The following is a 23,583-nucleotide window of genomic DNA, read 5'->3' as shown; positions in this document are numbered from 1 at the left end:
AAGGAGTATCGAGGCAGGCAGATGCCAGCCTACGATAAGATTGAAGTGGAGAAGCTACCAGTCATCATTTACCCAGAGCATGATACTGCCTATTTACAGGAATGTCTGGACAATCTCAAGCAAAAAGGAATCATCATCTAAAGGAGGAAAACGATGCATTTGTTTAAGTGGCTTGCACCTAAAAAGAAAGCAGCAGAAGGCCTTGTCATGCGTATTTCGACAGCTGATCAGGTAGACTATGCGACGATTACAAACCCAAGTGACAGTGATATCTGGGATGCCTTGGCGCAACTTCCAGTATCCTACGATAGTCTCTATCTCACTTATAGCGAAAAAGGGTCAATGAGTTTTATCTTTGTTGAATCCGAGGATGACAAGTATCGCTTGGAACACGACACACCTGAGCTAGGATTAGAATTGACCAATGTCGCGCGTGTATCCCAACAAGTTGCCAGAGACATCCTTATTCGCTTTTCGAAAGAGCACACAGTGATTTTGGACGACCATTGGAAGCAAGAGAAAGTAAGGTAGTCCTATGGCATATCTTACCCCAGAAACCAGACGTAAGAGACTAAAAGGCTTTTGCTTAATTATTGAAATCATTTGTCTGGTTCATTTTGCAATCATTGTCCCTCGTGACCGGATTTTTACTCCTGAAAAATGGGCTCAAACACCAGCTCCTATGCGACACAAACTCATGTGGAGTTTTCACCGGCAGTATCAGCTTGAGGGCATGACGAGAAAAGAAGTTGAGAAACTCTTGGGCAAGGGGAGTGATCTTCAAGGAAGTGTTGAGTACAAGCTGAAGGACGATTGGATTGGTGGTTGGCGTGTTTACCATATTGACTATAAGCAAGGCCGTGTGATTCGTGTCAAAGAAACGTGGCAAGACTGGTGAAAATGGGCTTTTTCTTCCCCTAAAAGTAGTATAATCAAGGTGTAAAGGTAATCGTTTTCAAAAGAACGAAGCTGTCTTTTGATTAGAAATGGAGGACAAACTCATGACCCTATTTATGTCTAAACTGATGAGCGGTATTATGGAACTGCTCATAGTCTCTGTCATTCCTTTTATCACTTGGTTAATTTGGAGCAGGAAAAAGGTCGGTTTCTTTGACTGGATTGGGTTGAAGAAAGTTGAGAGTCAGAAGAAGAGGCAATTATTACTGACCATTTTGGGTATTAGTCTACTTTTTCTTCTTTTTTCGATTGTGGTCTTTAGTTGGTTTGACTCTAGCCAAACGGCCACAGCAGATTTTTCTGGAAAGGGAATTGGAGCTCTTCCTGCTATTCTAGCCTATGCTATCTTAGGGACTGCCTTGCCAGAAGAAATCTTCTTTAGAGGTTTTCTATTAAAAAGGATGCAAGGAAAACTAGGATTTCTAGGAGCAAATCTGGTTCAGTCTCTCTTATTTGGTCTCATCCATGCACTTATGTTTATCCAACTAACTGGTTACCTTAAGGCTTTTGCCATTTTGGTCTTTATCAGTCTCATAGCTTACGTTTTTGGTGCTATCAATGAGATAAAAGCAAGTGGGTCCATTCTTCCTAGTGTCTTTATCCACGCCTTGGCCAATACGGTTGTAGGGTTGCTCTTTGCCTTCTCTCTCATTTAGATAAAATTATATAGAAGAAAGTTATCATGGATGAATTAAAAGATATCAAACTTAAAAACTATCAGTACCTAAATGAGGTTGCTATCAAGGGGGAAACGCTCTTCACGGGCTCCTCTCTCATGGAGCTTTTTCCCATTTGTGAAATCGCTAGGAGTAGAGGTATCGACGATATCATCTACAATCGAGGCATCAGTGGTTTGAATACGGATGAATTTCTCCAGCATATCCATCCTCTACTTTTGGATCTGCAACCGAGTAAGGTTTTCATCAATATCGGTACCAATGACATGACCGAGGAGCCTTATGGAGATCAGTGGTTCCAACATATGACGGCAAATATCAGCCAAATTCTGGAGCAAACACTAGCTATATTGCCAAATACCAAGATTTACCTGATGGCTTTTTATCCAGCCAATCTTCATCTGCCTTGGCAGACACCGGCATCTATCCAGTGGATGAAACTGCGGACTCCTGAAAATCTTGACCGCTGTAACCAGGCTCTTGAGGAAATCGCTAAAACCTATGGCTGCTACTTCATTAATTGTAATGCTGATTTGGTTGATGATAGAAAAGAGCAGAAGGCAGAGCATACCTATGACGGTGTCCACCTTTATGCCAATGCTTACTTAAAAGTCTTTGAAGTTCTGGAGCCATATCTCCTGCATTAAGAAAATATGAGAGAATTTCCAGTTCTTACTCGCTTTTTTCCCTTGATTACAGTACAATAGACGTCAAAAGTGAAAAATTGAAATGAGGTATCCCTATGTGGAAATGGTTTAAACGACTCATTGTCCTCGTCATTGTGCTCTTTTTTGCAGTGGCGGCTCTACTTATTCCGGACAAGATCGACAGTCAGGACCAATTAGAAAATGTATCAACACAAACATCCCTTGCTGATTTAGCCCAGGCTGGTATTGGTGGGGCGTCCCTTTCATCAGGAGGGGTTTCAACTGAGATTAATCTTGACAGTAATCAGTTTCGTCAAATCCTAAAAGCAAGCATGGCTGATTCTAATGACGAGACCTTGCAAAACAGTAGCGTAGAGTTGAATGATTCCTATCTAACAGCTAAGGTTCCCGTATCTCTTGGACCTATCGAATCAACATTCAGCCTTGATTTTACGGTCAGCACTAACAAGGAAGTCATCCTACTAGATTTGGCAGGTGCCCACCTGGGTCGCCTTCCAGTTCCAAAATCACTGGTTCTGCCTTACCTCAAGAAGAGCATTGCCCAGTCAAGCAGTGGTGTTCAAATGGTTAATGACCAAATTCAGCTCAAGCTTCCAGAAATCGGCTATGAAATTGAGCAAGCCTCTGTGACCAATAGCAAGATGAAGGTTAAACTTAACATTCCGATTTCCTTGCCAACAAGTTGGTAATCCATAATGAATCTTTCAAAACAAGTTCATAGTCTGGACTTGTTTTTTGATACCTTCACTTCTAAACTAAGAAAGTTAAAAAATTCTTGAAATAATAGCTTTAAATCCCTCACTCCCCTAGAAAATGAGCTTTTCCTATGCTATCATAAGATTGTAAAATTGATAAGCGTCTGACACTCATTGAAAAAGAGTTATTTCACTGAGTTAAAGAGTTTTAGGATAGTAGTTAGGAGGAAAAAATGGACGCTTTAAAATATATCACACCCAAATTTTTTACCACCATCAGGAATTATTCTAAGGGCCAGTTTCTCAAGGACTTAATTGCAGGAGTTATCGTGGCTATCATTGCCCTGCCCTTGTCGATTGCCCTTGCCATTGCCTCTGGTGTTAATCCCGAACAAGGTCTTTACACAGCAGTTGTTGCAGGCTTTTTTATTTCTTTTTTGGGAGGTAGTCGGGTTCAGATTGGTGGACCCACCGCAGCATTCGTTGTTATTATCTATGGCATCATTGCTCAGTATGGTATGGCTGGTTTGACCCTTGCCACGCTCATGGCGGGACTCATGCTTATTATCATGGGGCTCCTGCGTTTTGGTGACCTGATCAAGTTCATTCCCAAAACCATCACACTTGGTTTTACCTTGGGGATAGCTGTTGGGATTGTGGCTGGACAGGTTAAAGATTTCCTGGGCCTTGAGATGAAGTCCGTGCCAGCTGAGTTCTTAGAAAAACTTCTAGCTTATGGGAAGCATCTTTCGAGTATTAGCTGGCCGACACTTGCAATTGGTATCTTGGCCCTAGTCATTCAAATCTTTTGGCCACGCCTTTCTCAGAAAATTCCGGGGTCTTTGGTTGCAATTATTGTGACCACAGCCATCGTAGCTTTTGGTCATCTGCCAGTCAAAACCATCGGTGATCTTTACACCATCAAAGCAGGACTTCCAAGTTTCACAGTTCCTGACCTATCATTTTCTTTGATTCGTCAAATGATGTCGCCAGCCTTCACCATTGCCATACTAGCAGCCATCGAATCCCTACTTTCTTGCGTTGTTTCAGACGGGATGATTGGTGGTAATCATCGCTCTAATGCTGAATTGATTGGCCAAGGTGTGGGGAATATCATGTCAGCCCTCTTTGGCGGGATTCCTGCAACGGGTGCCATCGCCCGTACCGCAGCCAATGTCAAAAATGGAGGACGGACACCAGTAGCGGGGATGGTTCATGCCCTTACCTTGCTTCTGATTTTACTCTTTCTCATGCCTTATGCCTCATTGATTCCTATGACCTGTTTGGCCTCAATCCTAATGATTGTCGGTTATAACATGAGCGGTTGGCGTACTGTCGTTCGTATGATTCAACGTGCTCCTAAGAGTGACGTAGCAGTCCTTATCGTAACCTTTATCTTAACCGTTTTCTTTGACCTAGTGGTTGCCATCGAATTTGGTATGGTCCTAGCAGCCTTCCTCTTCCTCAAACGCATGTCAGACGTGGCTCAAATTCGTCAGTGGGTGGACAAGGGGAATCTAGAAGATCCTATATTGTCTGAGGACAGCGACTTGAAACAAGTCCCTAAAAATGCAGTCGTCTATGAAGTCTTTGGTGCCCTCTTCTTTGGTGCAGCCAATAATTTCTTGAATGTTATCAATGACGATGGTAAGAATGTCCTTATCCTACGCATGCGCAACGTTCCAGCCATGGATATCTCTGGTCTGGATGCCCTTGAGGAAACGCTTGCTATCTGCCAAAAACGTGGCATGACCTTGCTTCTTTCTCACGTTAACGCCCAACCCTACCGAGTTCTCGAAAAATCAGGCTTCATCCAGACTATCGGTCCAGATAATATCTGCGAGTCAACGGACCAAGCCCTTGAAAAAGCAGTAGCCCTAGCAAAAGAAGTCTAGACAAATCCATTTTGCACAAGAAGAAAAAGCCAGTTCAACTGAACTTGGCTTTTTAAAATACGCGATAAACGTAGGGATTGTCAGGCTGACCGACCTCTTTAACCTCAGTCAAATTGAGGATAGGGAGGCTCTGTTTAAGATTTTGATAATAATCCACAGTGATGGTACCAGTGACTTTTACCCAGGTATTATCCTTGAAGGTTTGGTCACTTCCTCTCGTCGCCAGTCCGTAAACACCTGAATCGGCGATACAGTGGATAATACCGAAACGGAAGATGAACTGATAACCCTTGGTCTGTGGGTCATTGTAAACAAAGCCGGTATAGGTGACCTTCTTGCCCACAAAATCGTTAGGATAGAGGTAGATGAGCTCCATAACTTCCATGTAATTTTCCGTGGTAATCTGGATGGTCTCACGTCCCTTGTACTTGGCTAGCTCCTTGGTCATCTCCTTCTCATAAGCAGAGGAGGTGAAGTAGGAGCTGGTGTCTGGCTTCAAGTACTGGATAGTCGTTCCCTCTTGGTCGGCCTGGTTAGGATCGCTCCCTGCCGCCAGTGGAAAATGATAACCCTTAGCTGATACGGTATTGGCATCCAAGGTTACTGTTGGTACTAAAAGTCCAGTTAGGACTGGAAAGGCCAAGAGAACGATGCTGGCTACCTTGGCTACTCGACCTGACAAATGCGAGTGAACCTTCATCTGCTTCATCCAAACAATGAGTTGAACCACAGCGAGGATAAAGGAAAGCACCATGGAAATGTAGGCCAAGTAGGAGTAGTGGATATTAATGTACTGGTTGAGCTTGCCAGAAACTTGCAAGTACATGACCAGCTCAAAATACCCAGATAAGATGAGAAAACGTAACATTAAATCACCCCCAATACCAGACAGTAAATGATTGTCACCAGACTTGCGGTTCCTACGAAGAGACCAACAAAGCGTGTCTTAAACTGGTGTTTCATCATGATTAGGTTCTTGATATCAACCATAGGACCGATGATTAGAAAGGCCACTGTTGGTGCCACTCCAAAACTAGAGAGCAAGGAAGCCCCGATAAAGGCATCCGCCTCTGAACAAAGCGAGAGGATAAAGGCCAAAAGCATCATGATGAGGATGGCTGTCATCGAATTGTGCCCGATTGTCGTAAGAATACGGGTAGGTAGGTAGGTCTGCATCCCTGCGGCCACCAGGCTCCCGAAAATCAGGTAACGCCCAGTGTCGAAAAATTCATCTACCGCATGAACCAAGGCCTGAAAAATTTTCTTACCAGCTGACAAACCACTATAGTCGTGCACATGACTGACCTTACGATTGTCCTTAAGAATCTGGTCATCCACCACAAAGCCGAGCAAAATTCCCAAAATCATGGCAATCAAGAAAGCTCCGAGAAAACGTAAAATCACGTAGTACCAAGAGTTCCCAAAGGCCGTATAGGTCGCAAAAAGAACGACTGGATTAATGATAGGAGCTGTTGCCATGAAAGGAATAGCCGTGTAGCTAGGCACTTTTTTCTCTAAAAAGCGCGTGATAATTGGAACAATCCCACACTCACAAGAAGGGAAAATAAAACCAATTAGAGTTCCAAAGAGAATAGCCAGGACCTTGTTTTTCGGCAGGAAGTTTTGGACCTTTTCAGGAGTCACGAAGACTTCAATAAAGCCAGACAAGATGCTTCCCAGTAAAACGAAGGGCAGGGCTTCGATAATAATAGATAGAAAAACTGCCAGAAGCTGCAAAACGCTATCTGGTAGTTGATGAAAAATAGCCATAACTATTATTTCTTCTTATCTTCTTGAAGACGTTTGTCCTTCTTAGGATCAGTTCCCGCCTTCTCAAAATCAGGGATAGCCGCAAAAGATGCCATCATGCTTTCAAGTTCATTTGTTTTTTTCTGAATAACCGCCATAAAAAGCCTCCGAGTTAAAATAAGATACTAAGGGCGTCATTTCTAAGAGAAAATTAGGGCATCGGCCGAAGAAGCTCTGCTTCTAGGAAGATGCATCTATTTTCCGAAAGAAATAGCCCTTAACAATAGGTCTACCTTTCTATTATACTACCTCTTGCTTAAAAATTCTCGCTTCAGCTACAAGGTTTTCTACCCAAGCAAATCTCCTATCGTGGTATAATAGAACTTATGGAAAATCGTAATCTAGAGACATTGGCTCAGGAATTGGGCCTAAAAAAACAACAAGTTGAAACAGTTTTGGAATTGACCGCAGAAGGCAATACCATTCCTTTCATTGCCCGTTACCGTAAGGAAAAAACAGGCAATCTGGATGAAACGCAAATCAAGGCTATCATTGATATGGACAAGTCCTTGACTACTCTTCAAGACCGCAAGGAAACGGTTTTGGCTAAGATCGAGGCACAGGGCAAATTGACTGACCAACTCAAGGCAGCCATTGAAGCTGCTGAAAAGTTGGCAGACGTGGAAGAACTCTACCTCCCCTATAAGGAAAAACGCCGCACCAAGGCGACTATTGCTCGTGAAGCAGGTCTTTTCCCCTTGGCTCGTCTTATCTTGCAAAATAGTCCCAACCTCAAGGCTGAAGCTGAAAAGCTGACATCTGAAGCCTTTCCAACAGCTGATAAGGCTCTTGCGGGTGCTGTGGATATTTTGGTTGAGGCCTTTTCTGAGGACAATAGCTTGCGCTCTTGGACTTACAACGAGATCTGGAACAACAGTGACATCACTTCAACCCTCAAGGATCAATTGCTGGATGAAAAAGAAACTTTCAAGATTTACTATGATTTTGAGGATAAGGTGTCTAAACTTCAAGGTTACCGTACGTTAGCCCTTAACCGTGGTGAGAAACTAGGCGTTATCAAGGTAAGCTTTAAGCACAATCTTGAGAAAATGCACCGTTTCTACAGTGCTCGTTTCAAACAAAAAAATGACTATATCGAGGAAGTTATCAATCAATCTCTCAAGAAGAAAATCATTCCAGCTATGGAGCGCCGTATCCGAAGCGAATTGACTGAAGCAGCAGAAGATGGTGCTATTCAACTTTTCTCTCAAAATCTTCGAAGCCTCCTTCTAGTATCGCCACTTAAAGGCAAGATGGTACTTGGTTTTGACCCAGCCTTTCGTACAGGGGCTAAGTTGGCCGTGGTTGACCAAACTGGTAAGCTCATTACAACGCAAGTTATCTATCCAGTAGCTCCAGCAAGTCAGGCTAAAATCGCACAGGCTAAAAAAGACTTGGCTGACCTCATCAAAAAGTATGCCATTGAGATTATTGCGATCGGTAATGGAACAGCAAGCCGTGAAAGTGAAGCTTTTGTGGCAGAAGTCCTCAAGGATTTCCCAGAAACTTCTTATGTCATTGTCAATGAAAGTGGTGCCTCTGTCTACTCTGCATCAGAGTTGGCCCGCCATGAGTTTCCAGATTTGACGGTTGAAAAACGCTCTGCCATTTCTATTGCCCGTCGTCTCCAAGACCCATTGGCCGAGTTGGTTAAGATTGACCCTAAATCAATCGGAGTAGGCCAATACCAGCACGATGTTAGTCAGAAGAAACTGTCTGAAAATCTTGATTTCGTCGTTGATACCGTGGTTAACCAAGTCGGTGTCAATGTCAATACGGCAAGTAGTACCCTCTTGTCACACGTGTCAGGACTCAACAAGACCATCTCTGAAAATATCGTTGCCTACCGTGAGGAAAATGGTGAGATTGCATCACGTGCTGAAATCAAAAAGGTCCCACGTCTCGGTGCCAAAGCTTTCGAACAAGCAGCTGGTTTCCTCCGTATCCCAAATGCCAAGAATATCTTGGATAATACAGGGGTCCACCCAGAGTCTTACCCAGCGGTAAAAGACCTCTTCAAGCAGTTGGATATCACAGATTTGGACGACTCTGCCAAAGAGAAATTGAAGGCTCTTAATCTTAAAGAAACAGCAGAAGAGCTAGGGCTTGGACAGGAAACCCTTAAAGATATCATTGCTGACCTTTTGAAACCAGGTCGTGACCTCCGTGATGATTTTGAAGCACCAGTACTTCGTCAGGATGTTCTTGAACTCAAAGACTTGTCAGTCGGACAAAAACTTGAAGGGACAGTCCGAAATGTTGTGGACTTTGGTGCCTTTGTGGATATCGGTGTCCATGAGGATGGCCTTATCCATATCTCTGAGATGAGTAAGAGCTTCGTTAACCACCCAAGTCAGGTCGTTTCTGTTGGGGATTTGGTTACCGTGTGGGTATCAAAAGTTGATTTGGAGCATGAAAAACTCAACCTCTCCTTGGTGAATCCACGTGAATCTAACTGATTATGTTAAGACTGTTTCTATAGAAGATTTTGGCTGGGAATTTAAGCATCAAGCCTTGTGGAACAAGCGTCTCCGGACCACTGGAGGGCGGTTCTTTCCCAAGGATGGACACTTAGATTTCAATCCAAAACTCTATGAGGAACATGGTCTTGAGACCTTTCGAAAAATCGTCCGCCACGAGCTTTGTCATTATCACCTTTATTTTCAAGGTAAGGGCTACAAGCATGTTGATAGAGATTTTAAGGACTTACTAGCCAAGGTTGAAGGCCTTAGATACGCTCCAAAGATGCAAGGTCAAAAGGAGAAGTACTACCTCTATCAGTGCCAATCTTGTGGTCATATCTACCGTCGCAAACGCCGTGTCAATACACAGAAGTTTGGATGCGGTCTGTGTCGAGGCAAGCTCATTTTTCTAAATCAGTCCTAGGGCTGATTTTTTTAATTTAAAAAAATCATATAATTAAATCAAAGAAATGATGGGAGAAGAAGACCATGTCAAATCGTTTTTATAAAACACGAAAAAATAGACTCGTCGCCGGTGTTGTTGCAGGTTTGGCAGATAAGTTTGGTTGGGACCTAGCTTTGGCTCGTATCTTGGCTGTTATTCTAATGGTTTCAACGCAGTTTGGAATCTTTCTATACTTGGTTTTAGCCTTTCTCCTTCCTTACAAAGAAGATATTTATCCCGAAATCAAACTCAAGGATGGACGTAAACGTAAAAACGCTGAACCTGTCGAAGACGAGTGGAATTGGTGAGTAAATTATAATAGAAAAGATCTATGATTGGCCTTAGTGCTAGTCATAGGTCTTTTTTGCTTTGAGAACCGCATTGAAAACCTTTTTATGATACAATGAAACTAGTAAATAATCGGAGGAAATAACATGACAGTAACTGTTAAAATGCTGGTTGATAGGCTTAAACTCAAGGTTGTCTATGGAAATAAGGAGCTTTTGGCAAAAGCGATAACAACAGCTGATATCTCTCGTCCTGGTTTAGAAATGACGGGGTATTTTGACTATTATTCACCTGAACGACTTCAGTTGGTTGGGATGAAGGAGTGGTCCTACCTTAAAACCATGACTGATTACAACCGTTATTCTGTTTTTGCGAATATGTTTAAAGCGGAAACTCCAGCTGTTATCGTGGCGCGTGGTCTTGAGATTCCGGAAGAGATGCTTCGAGCTGCTAAGGAAAATGGTGTAGCAGTTCTTCAAGGACGAAACGGCACATCGTCGCTTTCAGGTGACATGTCTTGGTATCTTAACTCGCAATTAGCTGAACGAACTAGTGTCCATGGTGTTTTGGTAGATATCTACGGGATGGGAGTTCTTATTCAAGGAGACTCTGGCATCGGTAAGAGTGAGACAGGGCTTGAGTTGGTGAAACGTGGTCACCGTCTTGTCGCTGACGACCGTGTGGATGTTTATGCTAAGGATGAGGAGACTCTCTGGGGTGAGCCCGCGGAAATCCTCCGCCATCTTCTTGAAATTCGTGGGGTTGGTATCATTGATGTCATGAGTCTCTACGGAGCTAGTGCTGTCCGTAATTCCTCTCAAGTTCAGTTGGCCATTTATCTTGAGAATTTCGAAAATGGCAAGACCTTTGATCGTCTTGGAAACGGAAACGAAGAAATCGAATTGCAAGGCGTTAAGATTCCACGTGTCCGTATTCCTGTTAAGACAGGACGTAACGTATCAGTTGTTATCGAGGCTGCAGCTATGAACTACCGTGCTAAGCAAATGGGATTTGATGCAACCAAAACCTTTGAGGAACGTTTGACCAACCTCATTAGTAAGAATGGTGAAGACTAATGTTAGCTACTATTGATCCTATTGCTCTAAGGATTGGCCCCATTAGTATTCATTGGTATGCCATCTGTATTGTATCTGGTCTCTTACTTGCAGTTTATCTGGCTCAGCGTTGGGCTCCCGAAAAGGGAATTGACCCTGAAAACATTCTAGATTTTATTCTTCTTGCCTTTCCTATAGCCCTTGTTGGTGCAAGGCTCTACTATGTGATCTTCCAGTGGTCTTACTACAGTCAGAATCCTTCAGAAATTTTTGCGATTTGGAATGGCGGAATTGCCATTTATGGTGGCTTGATTGCTGGTGCAGCTGTCCTCTATTGGTTTTCGAAACGTCATGCCATTGCTGTCTTGGATTTTCTTGATATTGCAGCACCTGGTGTTATGCTTGCTCAGAGTATCGGTCGCTGGGGAAACTTTGTTAACCAAGAGGCTTACGGAAGAGCAGTTAGTCATCTGAATTATGTCCCAGAATTTATTCGCCAGCAGATGTTCATTGATGGGAGTTATCGTGTACCGACCTTTCTTTATGAAAGTCTCTGGAACTTAGTCGGATTTATCACTATCCTAGGACTAAGACGCTTTAATAAGAAACTACGTCAAGGAGATGTGACCTCATTTTACCTTATCTGGTATGGTCTTGGACGTTTTGTCATTGAAGGCATGCGTACCGATAGCCTCATGTTTGCTGGCTTGCGTGTTTCTCAATGGGTCAGCATCGCCATTATCATCTTGGGTGCTATCTTACTATATTTGCGAAAGCAACGTCCAGAGGCAGATTATAAAATGAAAAACTAGTCATATAGCTCAGACTTTGTTATAATATAATGAAAATTATCATAACAAAGGTCACTGGAAACTGGAGATTTTACCTCAGTTTTCTTGTAGCGACCTTTTAAAAAGGTCAAAGGAGTCCTAAACTATGGCAGAAATTGCATTTCTTATTATCGCAATCGCACTTGCTGCGTTCCTCGTTGCATTGATCCCTACCCTACTTCGTACACGTCATGTGGTCAAAGAAGTTGAAGAAACAGTTGCTGTGCTTCGTACAGACATTAATGTAACCCTTCATCAAACAAATGAAATCTTGGCTAAGGCTAACGTCTTGGTTGAAGATGTTAATGAAAAAGTTCAAACAATCGATCCTCTCTTTGTAGCAGTAGCTGAGCTTTCAGAAAGTGTTTCTGACTTGAATACTGAAGCTCGTTACCTCGGTGCTAAAGCAAGTGCAGCAGGAGCAAGTGTCGGTAAGGCGGGTTCAGCCTTTGCTATCGGTAAAGTTGCTTCAAAACTATTTGGTAAAAAAGACAAGAAAAAATAAGGAGGTCTTTTCATGAGTAAATTTTTAAACACCCTAATCATTGGTGCAGCTTCTGGAGCTGCAGCAGCTTACTTCTTTACAACTGAAAAAGGTAAAGCTGTCAAATCACGTATCGATGAAGAAATCGCTTCATTCAAAGAAGATCCTAAAGCTTATCAAAATCAAGTAGTGGAAAAAGCTAGCGACTACAAAGATTTGGCAGTCGATACTTTCCAAGACTACAAAGCAAAATTTGAAAATGGTGAAATCACTGCAGATGATTTGACAAAAGCCGTTCAAGAAAAAACAGCTCAAGTTGCTGACTTTGCAAAAGAAAGCTTTGAACTTATCAAGGAGAAAACAGCTCAAGTAACTCCTGAACAAGCGGATGTTGAAGCAGAAACAAAAGCTATCGTTGATGATATCGTCATTGATATTAAAGATATCTCTGAAGAAGCAGCAGAAGCAAAATAATAAAGAAAGCACATGAGGCTTTCTTTTTTTAGTACGAAAAAAACGTTGACCAGCAGTCAACGTTTTTGTGCTTTATAATATTCGATTAGGACATAAATGCCTATCTGACCAATGACGCTAATGGTAATTGCCCAGAAGAAGGCCCAGAAGGTAGCCACCTGTGCTACTAAGAAAAGGAAGGCAACTAGGACTGTTGAAACACAGAAGCTTGAGATACGTCCAAAGAAAATCATATCTTGTAGTTTAATACTATTACTATTTAGACCTTGATAATCTTGATAATTCGTCGTTTGAGGATGCTCAGTCTCGAAATCTTCAATGTGATCAAATTGACGGTGTAAGTTGTCAGCCATGTCTGCCTCCTTTCTATATAAAATATCTAAATCACTTTTTCGTGTAGGTTAAAATACTTAATCAGTATTTCACTATTTAGAATCTCATTAATAATACCATAAATATTTTATATTGCAAAGTTTTTTTTGATTTTTGTGAAAATTATAGTATTTAAAAACTAATTTAAAATATTTAGATACGGTTGTTTAAACCTAAAAATTCTAAAAAAATCAAATCATTTGTGCTATAATGTGAGTTATGGAAAAAATAGTGATTACAGCGACTGCTGAGAGCTACGAGCAGGCACGTGAGCTCCTAGAACTTGGCGTAGATCGTATTTACATCGGCGAAAAAGCTTTTGGCCTTCGTTTGCCTAAGCCTTTTTCATTCGCAGAGATGCGAAAGATTGCAGAGCTGGTACATGAGTCTGGCAAGGAATTGACTGTTGCCGTTAACGCCCTCATGCACCAAGGTATGATGGATGCTCTTCCAGACTACCTTGATTTTCTTGAAGAAATCAAGGCAGATTACATCACGGTTGGTGATGCAGGGGTTTTCTACATCTGTAACCGTGACAAACGTCCCTTCAAAATGATTTATGATGCTTCAACCATGGTAACCTCTAGCCGTCAGATTAATTTCTGGGGCAAACAAGCTGGAGCTTCTGAAGCTGTTTTGGCTCGTGAAATTCCGTCTGCGGAACTTTTCGTCATGGCTGAAAATCTTCAAATTCCAGCCGAGGTTTTGGTTTACGGTGCAAGTATCATTCACCACTCTAAACGTCCGCTTCTTCAAAACTACTACAACTTTATCAAAACGGATGAAGCTGTTACCAAAGAACGTGACCTCTTCCTTTCTGAGCCTGGTGACCCAGATTCTCACTACTCAGTTTACGAAGACTTGCATGGAACACATATCTTTGCCAATAATGACTTGGATATGATGACTAAACTTTCAGAGCTCGTTGAACATGGTTTTGACCACTGGAAGTTGGACGGTGTTTATTGCCCAGGTGAAAACTTCGTAAAAATCACTGAGTATTTTGTGAAGGCTCGTGACCTCATCGAGGCTGGCGAATTTTCACAAGATCAAGCCTTCCTCTTTGATGAGGCTATTCATAAATTACACCCAGCCAACCGTGGTTTGGACACAGGTTTCTATGATTATGAACCTGACCGTGTAAAATAATAATCCTTCCTCTTTCGTTTGAGAGTTTTCCATTTTCAGGGAACGAAGGAGACTTCTAAAAACAAAAATCGACAATCTTGCAAATTGGAGAAATTATGACTACAACTAAAAAACGCCCAGAGGTTTTGGTACCTGCTGGGACTTTGGAAAAATTGAAAGTCGCTGTAAATTACGGCGCAGATGCTGTTTTCGTTGGTGGACAAGCCTATGGTTTGCGTAGCCGTGCCGGAAACTTTACCATGGATGAGCTTCGCGAAGGTATCGAATACGCTCACGCACGAGGTGTTGATGTGCACGTCGCCTCAAACATGGTTACCCATGAAGGAAATGAAAAAGGAGCTGGTGAGTGGTTCCGTGAATTGCGTGATATGGGACTCGATGCCGTTATCGTATCTGACCCAGCCTTGATTGAAATCTGTTCAACCTACGCTCCAGGACTTAATATCCACTTGTCAACGCAAGCATCTGCGACAAACGTTGAAACCTTCCATTTTTGGAAACAGTATGGCTTGACCCGTGTTGTTTTGGCACGTGAGGTTACTATGGAGGAATTGGCTGAAATCCGTAAACGTACGGACCTTGAAATTGAGGCCTTTGTCCATGGTGCTATGTGTATCTCATACTCAGGTCGCTGTACCCTTTCTAACCACATGTCAGACCGTGATGCCAACCGTGGTGGTTGCTCACAGTCATGCCGTTGGAAATATGATCTTTACGACATGCCATTCGGCCAAGAGCGAAAGAGTATCCACGGTGAAGTTCCTGAAGAATACTCAATGTCAGCTGTTGACATGTGTATGATTGAAAATATCCCAGACCTTATCGATAATGGTGTTGACAGCCTTAAAATCGAAGGTCGTATGAAATCTGTCCACTATGTATCAACAGTTGCTAACTGCTACAAGGCTGCTTGTGACGCTTACATGGAAAGTGCAGAAGCCTTCTACGCCATCAAAGATGATTTGATTAACGAACTCTGGAAAGTTGCCCAACGTGAATTGGCAACAGGTTTCTACTACAAGACACCAACAGAAAACGAGCAACTCTTTGGTGCCCGTCGTAAGATTCCACAATACAAATTCGTTGGTGAAGTAGTAGACTTTGATCCAGCCACTATGACAGCTACAATCCGTCAACGTAACGTTATTCTCGAAGGTGACCACGTTGAATTCTACGGACCAGGCTTCCGTCATTTTGAATGTGATATCAAAGACCTTCACGATGCTAATGGTAACAAGATTGACCGTGCACCAAACCCTATGGAACTTCTTACTATCACTGTCCCACAAGAAGTTAAACCTGGTGATATGATTCGTTCAACCAAAGAAGGTTTGATTAACCTCTACCAAAAAGACGGTTCAAGTAAAACTGTTCGTGCCTAATGACAAGACAAATCAATGGCCTCCTAGTAGATGACCAGAGTAGATGCCAACACTATCATTCCTTTCTAGATATTGTTGCCTTAAAATGCTTTGAGTGTCTGAAGTATTATGCCTGTTATCAGTGTCATGATAGCTTGGAGGAACATAGCTTTCGAGCTTATCCTTGTCAATTGAAGCAGGACAAGGTCCTTATCTGTGGCGTTTGTAGGCATGAGATGACCATTGAGGAGTATCAAGATGTAGAAGCTTGTCCCAATTGTCACAGTGCCTTCAACCCAGCTTGTTCAAAGCACTATGATATTTATTTTGAAAAATAAAAAGATTGAAGATTCTGTTCACATGAACAAAGTCTTCAATCTTTTTTAGTTAAAGTAACTATGATTTTTAAGAGCTTTTAAGACTGGCTTAGTCACCAAAGCGACGATGAGACCTTTTAAGAGGTCAGGAATAATAAAGGGTGTCAAGCCAACAGCTACAGCTGCAGACCAGCCCATCTTTCCGAGAAAGTGCAGGCTGAGGATACCACCGACAAAAACAAGTGCATCACCCAAAACAAAAGCCACAAAGATTTTCCAAATAGGAGTCTCAGCATGAGTCAGTTTTGAAGTGACAAAGGCGAAAAATGGATAGGCCAACAAATAGCCAGCTGAAGGGCTAAAGAAGGCTTGGAGTCCACCGCCTCCACCTGCAAAAACTGGTAGACCAATGGCGCCTAGAATCAGGTAGAGGGTAGCAGCAAGTGTCGCCTCTCTTGGTTTAAGGATGGCAGCAACAAGTCCGACAGCAAAAGTTTGCAGAGTAATGGGAACTGCTCCAATTGGAATGATGATTTGAGCTAGGGCAGCAATGATGGCAGCACCAAAAGCTGGAAGAATAAGTAACAGTGTACGATTTTGTGTCATTTTTAGTTAACCTTTTCTAAATAAATAGTTAACTTATTATAGCAAGTGATTTTAAAATAGTCAACCAAATAATAAAACGAGGTTAACTGATAAACTTAACCTCGTTGTGATATGATTTTTAGACGTTTGATTTCTTTAAGTTCAATCATGCTGATAATCTTATCTTGCTCGATAAAGATGGCTTGTCGCTCCCTGTCATAACGGTTGATGTAGCCCTTATAGGTCTTCTGATTGGATGTCAGCATGACCATTTGGTTATGATCAATAGCATGATAGATATCATTGATAAGCTGATTTTGCATTAGGTGGACAGGTTTGCTGTGACCTGTTTCCACAAACTGATGAAGCTGATGCTTTACCGCTTCTAAAAAGTTTATCATGGTCATTTCCCTCGTTTCTTGATAAAATAATTATAGCATGAAAGGTGAAATTTTGTGGATAACTTCATTCTAAAACACACAATTTTCACAGAAAAAAACGAATAAAGCTAGTGGAGGTAAGCAAATGGCAGAATTTTCATTTGAAATTGAAGAAAAACTCTTGGTCTTGTCTGAGAATGACAAGGGCTGGACTAAGGAACTCAATCGTGTGAGCTTTAATGGCGCACCGGCTAAATATGACATCCGTACATGGAGTCCAGACCATACCAAGATGGGCAAGGGGATTACCCTCAGCAACGAAGAATTCCAAGTTCTCGTTGACGCTTTCAAAAACTAAAACAAGGTCAGCATGGCGCTGGCCTTATTTTTTTGTTTAAAACGTATCAAAGATAAGTTTGAGATTGAGAATGGTTAGGACAATAGCGATGGCATAACCGAGGAAGGTATTCCACTTGGCATTGACGTGTTTTCCCATGAGTGATTTTTTTGAAGTATAGTAAATCAAAGGGAAAATTGAGAATGGCAAGGCAATTGAAAGGAATACTTGTGAATAAACCAAGAGTTGATCCAGTGTCTTTTCTTGATCGCCGTAGAGAATGGCTACAATGATAACAGGTAGCAAGGCGAAGAGACGTGTGAACAAACGAATTACCCACTGTGGTAACCTCATGTGGAGGAAGCCTTCCATGACAATCTGACCAGTTAGGGTACCAGTAATGGTAGAGTTTTGACCACTAGCCAAGAGTGCCAAGGCAAAGAGAGTTGAAAGTGTTGAACTAGCAACCGCACCAGCAATCTTAGAGTCCTGGAGGGCATTGTACATTTGTGAGAAGGCTGAAATATCAGAAGCGTGACCAAAGAAGAGAGCTGCTCCCAAAATCAAGAGGAGAGAGTTAACCACAAAGGCCAAAGTCAACTGGATGTTAGAATCCCAGGTCATGAAACGGACAGCCTTGGTCACGTCTTTACCATCTGAATAGTCAACCTTACGAGTCTGTGACAAGGATGAGTGCAAGTAGAGGTTATGTGGCATAACAGTTGCACCCACAATCCCAAGTGCCAAAGTCAACTGGTTGGTGTGCCCAGCAGCATGTGGTTCAAAGAGCGCTGGCGTAGGGAGATAACCCTCGAGGATTCCCGTAATACTAGGCTCAGACAAGGCTACCAGGTAGACAAAGATAACCAAGATGGTCAAAATCAAGGTTGAAACAATAGCCTCGATTTTCTTGAATCCCAGCTTCATGATGAGTAGGAGTAGGAAGACATCTAGGACTGTCACCAGAATGGCAACCATAATTGGAATACCAAAGAGCAGGTTAAGTGCGATGGCAGAACCAAGCACCTCAGCCAAATCTGTCGCCATTAAGGCAAGCTCCAGAATCACCCAAAGCGTGTATCGCAACCATTTGGGCGAGTGGTAGGCCGTCGCTTGAGCCAGGTCCATTTGAGTCACAATCCCTAACTTTCCAGCCATTTGTTGCAACTGCATAGCGATTAAAGATGAAATTAAGATGACAAAAAGAAGACTATACTTGTAGGTCGCCCCACCGACGACACTGGTAATCCAGTTCCCTGGATCCATGTAACCCACGGCCACGAGAGCCCCAGGTCCCAAGAAAGCCTTAAGATTTTGCCAAAAACGATTATTATTTGGTGTATCTATGGATTGGTTTACCTCAGAAAGGGAAACCTTTTTTGAAGATGTCATAAACACCTCTTTCTAAGTCATTCTGCCTAAAAGTTGCATTATTTCTAGACAGACCGACAATTTTATTATAACACTATGAGGAAGATGTGCAAGGTTTTGAAAGGTACTGACTTATCCTTCATTGATGTCATAGACGACTTTTCAGAATTGTCTTTTTATATTAAACTATAAGAGTAGATGATTTCATAGATGAGGGAGAAAAAATAATTGAAAACATTTCAACTAACAGCTAAGAAAAAGATTACCCTGGCACTCCTAGTTGTCATTGCGCTTGCTTTGGTTATCTTTATCATTAACGTGCAGATGAATCAGCCAGATAACCTACCTGCCAACTACATGGAGCGCCTTAAAAATCCTGGAATGACGGGCGATTACATCGGCCTTTGGAAGTCTCGCTGGCATGAAGAAAACAAAGCCTGGCTCTATCCTGCGAAACAATACGCTATCTATGCAGTAGTAGCCCTTGCTTGTTTGTCAGCTTGGGTCGCAGCTTCAAAGGCAAAATTTTGGAAATAAGAAAATGCTTCTCTTGATTGAGGGAAGCGTTTTTTAATATTATCTGATGTGACTTTTATATTGGCTGAACATCTCGTCAATATCATCTTCAACCAAGTGATAGATTTTCCAGTCAAATTCAGTTCTAGCAACATCATCAACCAAGACTGTATAACAGAAATCCATGTAATCTTCATAAAAATCAGAGATGAAGGGAAGGAGTGTGTTACTGATATCAGTTGAATAGAGTTTTTCATCAAGATGTTTAAAGAGATAGTCTGTACCCGTAATCGTTTCATTCTTGAGTTTTTGTGCATCCTCAAGGTTAAATCCATCACTTTGGAGATTCAGAAAATCATGTTTTGCTAGCCAGGCGACGAAGATACTGAGATGAAAAGCAGCTCTTTTACTAATCTCTAGCATGTCTGATTGGCTTAGTTTTTCTGACGGGATATCATTTTCTTCACAATAAAATACAAGTGCGTGTTCGAAGAAATAATCTGCACGGTCTATGGGTAAGTCTAATTGACTTTTTTCGATCTTTGTCTCAGACTGTTCAACCACAGTTGATTTTTTCTTAAAAAGGGACTTCATTTTTTTAAACACGTTTATACCTCATATAAAAATATCCCATTATTCAATAATGGGATATGATTATTATTTCATCGTTGGGAACAACAAGACATCACGGATAGTTGTTGTATCAGTGAGGAGCATGCAGAGACGGTCGATACCGATTCCGAGTCCACCTGTTGGTGGCATACCGTATTCGAGGGCTTCAACGTAGTCGTAGTCGATGCCTGTTGCTTCGTCGTCACCGAGTTCTTTAGCAGCAGCTTGTGCTTCGAAACGTGACAATTGATCGATTGGGTCGTTCAATTCGGTGAAGGCATTTCCGTACTCTTTTGTCATGATGAAGAGCTCGAAACGGTCAGTGAAGCGTGGATCTTCTGGGTTTTTCTTAGCCAATGGAGACACAGCAACTGGGTGACCGTAAATGAAAGTTGGTTGAATCAATGTTTCTTCAACGAATTCTTCGAAGAAGGCGTTGATGATGTGACCAACTTCAGTGTAGTGTTTTTCAACTGGAACATTCTTTTCTGCAGCGATTGCTTTGGCTTCATCCAAAGTCATATCTTGCCAGAAGTCAACGCCAGTGATTTCCTTGATTGCATCAACCATGTGGATGCGTTTGAATGGTTCGTTGATCTTGATTTCAGTTCCTTGGTAGTTGATAGGTCCATCACCTTTAACCGCTTTAGCAGCGTGTTGGATGATACCTTCAGTCAAGTTCATGATATCGTGGAAATCAGCGTAAGCTTGGTAAACTTCGATAGATGTGAACTCAGGGTTGTGAGTGGCATCCATACCTTCGTTACGGAAGATACGTCCGATTTCGTAAACACGTTCCATACCACCAACAATGAGACGTTTGAGGTGGAGCTCAGTCGCGATACGAAGTACCATGTCGATGTTTTGTGCATTGTGGTGAGTGATGAAAGGCTTAGCAGCAGCACCACCAGCTTCATTGTGAAGAACAGGTGTTTCGACTTCAAGGAAACCTTGAGCATCGAGGTAGCGACGGATTTCAGAAATGATTTTTGAACGTGTGACAAAGCGGTCAAAGCTTTCACGGTTAGAAATCAAATCGAGGTAACGTTTACGGTAGATGGTTTCAACGTCTGAAAGTCCGTGGAATTTCTCAGGCAATGGGCGAAGGGCTTTAGACAAGTGCGTGATATGAGTAGCCTTGATAGAAAGTTCTCCCATATCTGTACGCATAACTTCACCTTCGACGCCGAGGAAGTCACCAAGGTCAGCTTTCTTGAAGATGTCGTAGTTTTCTTCACCGACAGCATCTTTACGTACGTAGATTTGGATTTGACCATCGCGGTCTTGGATGTGTGCGAAGCCAACTTTACCTTTACCACGTTTAGTCATCAAACGACCTGCGATTGTAGCAGTTTCGTTGATTTCGTGCAATTCTTCTTTTGTTTTGTCAGCGTATTTTTCTTTTAATTGACCAGATGTAGCTGTGCGTTCGAATCGCTTACCAAAAGGATCGATTCCTTGTTCAGCCAAGGCCGCCATTTTTTCACGACGGACAATCTGTTGATCGTTTAATTCTTCCATGTGTTGATTTGACATGTTAGTCCTCCATAAAATAGTCGTAATTATTGTATCATAAATCACCTTCTAAAGATAGGACAAATGATTAAATGTCAGATAAATAAAGCTAGGATTTGTCTATTTTTAGGACAAATCGTTAACTAGCATTAATCTTTGATTAGAAAGTTATAGAATTTATTGACAAATATAATAAAAAGGGTGTACAATAGCAAAGTAAGTTTCGTATGATATAAGGAGGAAATACGATGAAAAAGAAAAATTATGTTAGTAAAGCCGTGATGCTTGGCGCTTTACTAGCACCTATTGGGATGCCTACGGTATCTGTGTTAGCAGATAGCTTTTATCAAAATCAAACGAGTGCTCACGCTGCTGATATTACAAACTGGATTGCCAGCACACCTGAACAAATTACAAATAATTTGACAACTCAGAATATCAATCCACAGCAGTTAGATGGCCAACAGTACGTGATTCAATGGGGAGATACCTTGTGGGGTATCTCTCAAGCAACTGGAATTTCTATTGAGAAATTAGCCTATGATAATAATATTCAGAATATTGACCTTATCTTCGCAGGTGACGTCCTCATCTTGAAACGTGATGGTGATGTCCCAGCAGGTTACCATGTGACTGGTAATGGTTACCGTTGTGCACATTCTAAGATTGTTATCAACAACTACTACGGTGATAACAACCGAGTGATTATCAATAACAGCACTTTTGTCTCTGATGACCATTCTAAGAATACAGTGATTTACGCTCCAGATAATTCTGACAATAGCGTTTCATTCTCAAATAGCACTACAAACAATAACAACGATAAAGACAAAGATACTAAAGATTCTAAAGATGGCAAGGACTCTTCTTCATCATCATCTGAATCTAAAGATGCTTCATCAAGTTCAACAAGTGGATCTTCATCTTCATCTTCTGCATCAAGCTCAACAGCAAGCAGTAGTGAAAGTAAAGCAAGTACAGAAAGTTCTAAGGAAAAAGAATTGACTGATGATGCTTTCCAAGACAAGGTTCAAGAAGAATTCTCAAATATTTATCGACAAAATCGTTCAGGTGGTCCAGCATGGACTTTCTTCTCACATGCAGATGATAAGACTGGTGTAAATGCTACAGCTAAGAAGGACACTGAAAGCACAGCTCTCTACCTTCAAGGTGAAACGCCAAAGGCTAAAGATATTGTTGATGGACCTAAAGATGGTGCCAAAACGGAAGCTAATGCCAAGGCTCTTGCTCAAAAGATTTATGACGCTCTTAACAGGGATAGTAAGATGTCAGATCTTATCAAGTCAAAATATGCTCAAATTCAGGTAAGTTATAAGGGTGATAAGTGGGCTTTCAACGTTGATGTTTACAAAGAAAAAGAAAGTTCATCATCAAGCACTGAAAAATCTTCAGAATCTAAGGCGTCATCAAGTGATGATTCTCAAACAGAAACACGCATGAGTTCAAGCTCATCAAGCCTTGAACGTTCATCATCAAGTTCTTCAAGCCATACTGAAACGGACTCAGAGGCAACTTTCTCTGACCTAACTGGTGACGAATAGAGATGGCAAGACATGTCAAAGAGAAATATCATTATTAGTGTCGTTCTCGCTTGTCTCTTGGTTACGGGAGCTGGATTTGGTGCTTTCTATTACTGGGGAACACACCATTTGGATAGTGTTGTACCTGGTAAGGTTTACCAATACTCAAGTTCTCTAAATGGTGAGGTCAATAATCGTGTCATGTACGTAGCCTTCCAAGAAGGCGGGAACAAGGCACTTGTGAGTCAAGATCGTACGACAGTGGTTAATGCTGCTAAGAGTCAGACTGACTTTGACAAGGCCTATAATGACCAAACAGCTAAGTGGGAATACAGTGTGACAAAAACAACATTGACTCTTGGTAAAAAAGAAGACGATCAATTGTCGCAATGGCAGTACAACAAGGTCTTTGCTTATGGTGACCACTTCACATCAAAAGATTTCTATTACCAGATTGCCAAAGGTGGTCAGGGTGAAGTCAAACAAAAAATGACTTTCAAAGAAATTAAATAAGCGTCTAAATATGACAAGATGCATTAGGTTTGGGACAAATTGTTCCAAACCTTTTTCTATCTTCAAAACACGAATAATCTTTTCTTAAGTGGGGTCAAAAATTGAAAAGAAAGGGTAAAAACGGTATAATAAGACTGTTTGGGCAATTGCATTCTGATAAAAAATAGACGAGTAAGATTGCCCCAAGACAGTTGACTTAAAGTTTACTTTTGCAAGACTGAAGATTAAATTAGGAGCTGACTGATATTGCAGTTTAGTTGTTAGATCTCTTAATT

The 23,583-nt window shown here is 41.7% G+C and carries 29 protein-coding genes and 1 pseudogene; 21 read left to right on the top strand and 9 right to left on the bottom strand.

All coding sequences use genetic code 11. The features are described 5' to 3' along the window. From AX663_RS11085 to AX663_RS04140, 7 genes and pseudogenes are all read left to right on the top strand, one after another. Window positions 1–141, top strand: a pseudogene (locus tag AX663_RS11085) (TIGR02328 family protein); the annotation flags it as partial. 12 nt (window positions 142–153) lie between these two features. After that, window positions 154–531 (top strand): hypothetical protein, encoded by a 378-nt coding sequence (locus AX663_RS04165; RefSeq protein ID WP_060972784.1) that lies wholly within the window; start codon window positions 154–156, stop codon window positions 529–531. 4 nt (window positions 532–535) lie between these two features. Further along, on the top strand, window positions 536–898 hold the full coding sequence (locus AX663_RS04160; RefSeq protein ID WP_060972783.1) for a hypothetical protein: 363 nt from the start codon (window positions 536–538) through the stop codon (window positions 896–898). A gap of 103 nt (window positions 899–1,001) precedes the next feature. Continuing rightward, on the top strand, window positions 1,002–1,613 hold the full coding sequence (locus AX663_RS04155) for a CPBP family intramembrane glutamic endopeptidase (protein ID WP_060972782.1): 612 nt from the start codon (window positions 1,002–1,004) through the stop codon (window positions 1,611–1,613). A 26-nt stretch (window positions 1,614–1,639) separates the two neighbouring features. Then, window positions 1,640–2,281, top strand: a complete 642-nt coding sequence (locus AX663_RS04150) for a GDSL-type esterase/lipase family protein (RefSeq protein WP_060972781.1) — start codon at window positions 1,640–1,642, stop codon at window positions 2,279–2,281. A gap of 95 nt (window positions 2,282–2,376) precedes the next feature. After that, window positions 2,377–2,991 (top strand): hypothetical protein, encoded by a 615-nt coding sequence (locus tag AX663_RS04145; protein ID WP_060972780.1) that lies wholly within the window; start codon window positions 2,377–2,379, stop codon window positions 2,989–2,991. 239 nt (window positions 2,992–3,230) lie between these two features. After that, on the top strand, window positions 3,231–4,892 hold the full coding sequence (locus AX663_RS04140; RefSeq protein WP_060972779.1) for a SulP family inorganic anion transporter: 1,662 nt from the start codon (window positions 3,231–3,233) through the stop codon (window positions 4,890–4,892). Window positions 4,893–4,944: 52 nt separating this feature from the next. Here the strand turns inward: AX663_RS04140 and AX663_RS04135 are convergent, their stop codons facing one another. The 3 genes from AX663_RS04135 to AX663_RS11005 are packed head-to-tail and all read right to left on the bottom strand — an operon-like array spanning window position 4,945 to window position 6,799. Continuing rightward, window positions 4,945–5,760, bottom strand: a complete 816-nt coding sequence (locus AX663_RS04135) for a TIGR03943 family putative permease subunit (protein WP_014634199.1) — start codon at window positions 5,758–5,760, stop codon at window positions 4,945–4,947. After that, entirely contained in the window at window positions 5,760–6,662 is a 903-nt protein-coding gene (locus tag AX663_RS04130) for a permease (protein ID WP_060972778.1), read from the bottom strand. Before AX663_RS04130 ends, AX663_RS04135 begins: the two co-directional genes overlap by 1 nt. 5 nt (window positions 6,663–6,667) lie before the next feature. Continuing rightward, window positions 6,668–6,799, bottom strand: coding sequence for an SPJ_0845 family protein (locus tag AX663_RS11005; protein WP_002885949.1), 132 nt, complete (start codon window positions 6,797–6,799; stop codon window positions 6,668–6,670). A 228-nt stretch (window positions 6,800–7,027) separates the two neighbouring features. On the opposite strand from AX663_RS11005, the gene AX663_RS04125 reads away from it, so the two are divergent. The 7 genes from AX663_RS04125 (at window position 7,028) to AX663_RS04095 (ending at window position 12,739) form a co-directional block, all read left to right on the top strand. Continuing rightward, window positions 7,028–9,160 (top strand): Tex family protein, encoded by a 2,133-nt coding sequence (locus tag AX663_RS04125; protein ID WP_060972777.1) that lies wholly within the window; start codon window positions 7,028–7,030, stop codon window positions 9,158–9,160. Then, complete coding sequence (locus tag AX663_RS04120) at window positions 9,147–9,587, top strand: SprT family protein (RefSeq protein ID WP_002890560.1); 441 nt, start codon at window positions 9,147–9,149, stop codon at window positions 9,585–9,587. Before AX663_RS04125 ends, AX663_RS04120 begins: the two co-directional genes overlap by 14 nt. Window positions 9,588–9,652: 65 nt before the next feature. Beyond that, window positions 9,653–9,916 carry a PspC domain-containing protein gene (locus AX663_RS04115; protein WP_002890561.1) on the top strand — a complete coding sequence of 88 codons (264 nt, stop codon included), beginning with the start codon at window positions 9,653–9,655 and terminating at the stop codon, window positions 9,914–9,916. Between the two features lie 126 nt (window positions 9,917–10,042). Further along, on the top strand, window positions 10,043–10,972 hold the full coding sequence (gene hprK, locus AX663_RS04110; protein ID WP_060972776.1) for an HPr(Ser) kinase/phosphatase: 930 nt from the start codon (window positions 10,043–10,045) through the stop codon (window positions 10,970–10,972). Then, a complete protein-coding gene (gene lgt, locus AX663_RS04105) occupies window positions 10,972–11,763 on the top strand; it encodes a prolipoprotein diacylglyceryl transferase (protein ID WP_060972775.1) in 792 nt (263 codons plus the stop codon). The genes hprK and lgt overlap by 1 nt, the downstream gene beginning before the upstream one ends. Before the next feature lie 124 nt (window positions 11,764–11,887). Next, window positions 11,888–12,286 (top strand): DUF948 domain-containing protein, encoded by a 399-nt coding sequence (locus AX663_RS04100; protein ID WP_002890564.1) that lies wholly within the window; start codon window positions 11,888–11,890, stop codon window positions 12,284–12,286. A 12-nt stretch (window positions 12,287–12,298) separates the two neighbouring features. Next, the gene (locus AX663_RS04095; protein WP_060972774.1) at window positions 12,299–12,739 is read left to right on the top strand and encodes a YtxH domain-containing protein; all 441 of its coding nucleotides are present in this window, start codon (window positions 12,299–12,301) and stop codon (window positions 12,737–12,739) included. A gap of 56 nt (window positions 12,740–12,795) precedes the next feature. Here the strand turns inward: AX663_RS04095 and AX663_RS04090 are convergent, their stop codons facing one another. Beyond that, window positions 12,796–13,092: a DUF3270 domain-containing protein gene (locus tag AX663_RS04090; RefSeq protein WP_002890571.1), complete on the bottom strand. Its 297-nt coding sequence runs from the start codon at window positions 13,090–13,092 to the stop codon at window positions 12,796–12,798. A 238-nt stretch (window positions 13,093–13,330) separates the two neighbouring features. Between AX663_RS04090 and AX663_RS04085 the strand changes: the two genes are divergently transcribed. The 3 genes from AX663_RS04085 to AX663_RS10305 all read left to right on the top strand — a co-directional run bounded on the left by AX663_RS04085 (window position 13,331) and on the right by AX663_RS10305 (window position 15,959). Beyond that, window positions 13,331–14,260, top strand: a complete 930-nt coding sequence (locus tag AX663_RS04085; protein ID WP_002886038.1) for a peptidase U32 family protein — start codon at window positions 13,331–13,333, stop codon at window positions 14,258–14,260. Window positions 14,261–14,355: 95 nt separating this feature from the next. Further along, on the top strand, window positions 14,356–15,642 hold the full coding sequence (locus AX663_RS04080; protein WP_004182776.1) for a peptidase U32 family protein: 1,287 nt from the start codon (window positions 14,356–14,358) through the stop codon (window positions 15,640–15,642). After that, the gene (locus AX663_RS10305) at window positions 15,642–15,959 is read left to right on the top strand and encodes a CHY zinc finger protein (protein WP_082759643.1); all 318 of its coding nucleotides are present in this window, start codon (window positions 15,642–15,644) and stop codon (window positions 15,957–15,959) included. The genes AX663_RS04080 and AX663_RS10305 overlap by 1 nt, the downstream gene beginning before the upstream one ends. A 45-nt stretch (window positions 15,960–16,004) precedes the next feature. On the opposite strand, the gene AX663_RS04070 is transcribed toward AX663_RS10305, so the two are convergent. Together AX663_RS04070 and AX663_RS04065 are read right to left on the bottom strand one after the other, a co-directional pair. After that, a complete protein-coding gene (locus AX663_RS04070) occupies window positions 16,005–16,544 on the bottom strand; it encodes a biotin transporter BioY (protein WP_060972772.1) in 540 nt (179 codons plus the stop codon). Between the two features lie 95 nt (window positions 16,545–16,639). Then, window positions 16,640–16,924 carry a hypothetical protein gene (locus AX663_RS04065; RefSeq protein WP_004182773.1) on the bottom strand — a complete coding sequence of 95 codons (285 nt, stop codon included), beginning with the start codon at window positions 16,922–16,924 and terminating at the stop codon, window positions 16,640–16,642. 124 nt (window positions 16,925–17,048) lie between these two features. Here AX663_RS04065 and AX663_RS04060 point away from each other — a divergent pair, with 124 nt between their 5' ends. Then, a complete protein-coding gene (locus tag AX663_RS04060; protein ID WP_002886106.1) occupies window positions 17,049–17,261 on the top strand; it encodes a YdbC family protein in 213 nt (70 codons plus the stop codon). Between the two features lie 36 nt (window positions 17,262–17,297). Here AX663_RS04060 and AX663_RS04055 read toward each other — a convergent pair whose 3' ends face one another. Continuing rightward, window positions 17,298–18,632, bottom strand: a complete 1,335-nt coding sequence (locus AX663_RS04055) for an Nramp family divalent metal transporter (protein ID WP_060972771.1) — start codon at window positions 18,630–18,632, stop codon at window positions 17,298–17,300. A gap of 207 nt (window positions 18,633–18,839) precedes the next feature. Between AX663_RS04055 and AX663_RS04050 the strand changes: the two genes are divergently transcribed. Further along, window positions 18,840–19,148, top strand: a complete 309-nt coding sequence (locus AX663_RS04050; protein WP_060972770.1) for a hypothetical protein — start codon at window positions 18,840–18,842, stop codon at window positions 19,146–19,148. A gap of 39 nt (window positions 19,149–19,187) precedes the next feature. Here AX663_RS04050 and AX663_RS04045 read toward each other — a convergent pair whose 3' ends face one another. Together AX663_RS04045 and lysS are read right to left on the bottom strand one after the other, a co-directional pair. Beyond that, entirely contained in the window at window positions 19,188–19,733 is a 546-nt protein-coding gene (locus AX663_RS04045) for a DUF7832 domain-containing protein (RefSeq protein ID WP_060972769.1), read from the bottom strand. A gap of 51 nt (window positions 19,734–19,784) precedes the next feature. Continuing rightward, the gene (gene lysS, locus AX663_RS04040) at window positions 19,785–21,275 is read right to left on the bottom strand and encodes a lysine--tRNA ligase (RefSeq protein ID WP_014634217.1); all 1,491 of its coding nucleotides are present in this window, start codon (window positions 21,273–21,275) and stop codon (window positions 19,785–19,787) included. Between the two features lie 227 nt (window positions 21,276–21,502). On the opposite strand from lysS, the gene AX663_RS04035 reads away from it, so the two are divergent. Further along, entirely contained in the window at window positions 21,503–22,816 is a 1,314-nt protein-coding gene (locus tag AX663_RS04035; protein WP_060972768.1) for a LysM peptidoglycan-binding domain-containing protein, read from the top strand. Between the two features lie 12 nt (window positions 22,817–22,828). After that, window positions 22,829–23,308, top strand: coding sequence for a hypothetical protein (locus tag AX663_RS04030; protein ID WP_004182767.1), 480 nt, complete (start codon window positions 22,829–22,831; stop codon window positions 23,306–23,308). The last annotated feature ends 275 nt before the right edge of the window (window positions 23,309–23,583 follow it).

Source organism: Streptococcus sp. CCH8-H5 (assembly GCF_001556505.1).
Classification (GTDB): domain Bacteria; phylum Bacillota; class Bacilli; order Lactobacillales; family Streptococcaceae; genus Streptococcus.
The sequence above is the reverse complement of the archived record's forward strand: the minus strand, read 5'-3'. Positions and strand labels throughout refer to the sequence as shown.